This window comes from Pantoea sp. ANP04 (genome assembly GCF_041982285.1).
In the GTDB taxonomy this organism is placed as follows: Bacteria; Pseudomonadota; Gammaproteobacteria; order Enterobacterales; family Enterobacteriaceae; genus Pantoea; species Pantoea eucalypti.
Map to the genome: position 1 here is coordinate 1 of NZ_JAUTYS010000140.1, position 547 is coordinate 547.

At 63.8% G+C, this 547-nt stretch carries 2 pseudogenes; one reads left to right on the forward strand and one right to left on the reverse strand.

Annotated features, from left to right (window positions below):
* Window positions 1-104: 104 nt before the first annotated feature.
* Window positions 105-257: pseudogene (locus Q7C21_RS22775) on the forward strand (SDR family oxidoreductase); the annotation flags it as partial.
* Window positions 258-352: 95 nt separating this feature from the next.
* Here Q7C21_RS22775 and Q7C21_RS22780 read toward each other — a convergent pair.
* Window positions 353-547 (reverse strand): annotated as a pseudogene (locus Q7C21_RS22780) (spermidine/putrescine ABC transporter substrate-binding protein PotF); the annotation flags it as partial.

Here is a 547-nt window from a genome sequence, read left to right on the forward strand (position 1 = left end):
GACCCCGTCGCTGCGTTCGACGGCGGTCATCGATGTCACGGCCACGGGTATTCCCAGGGTACGGCGATCGGCGCCGCCCGCCATGACCTGATGACGCCGCGACCCTGTCCAGGGGCATTCCCCTCGGGCGCCTGGGAACGCCTGAGGACATCGCCTACGCCATGTTGTTCCTGGCCTCGCCACAGGCCGGCTACATCACCGGCCAGACCCTGATAGTGGACGGCGGTGCCCTGCTCCCGGAAAACAGCCAGTTGTAGGCGCTGGCTTGCCAGCGAAGGCGTCCTCAAGGGCGGTGCTTGTCTGAGGCCTCTTCGCCGGCAGCCGGCTCCTACACCGTCTGGGGTGATGGGGATCAGTTGCCGCTGCGGATCTTGTTCCACAAGCGGGTGCGGATACGGTCGATGTCCAGCGGCATGGCTTCCAGCGCAAACAACTTGTCCATCATGGCCGGGCTCGGGTAAACCTTGGTGTCGTTCTTGATCGCTGGGTCGACCAGAGCATCGGCTTGCTGGTTGCCATTGGCGTAATGCACGTAGTTGCTGATGTT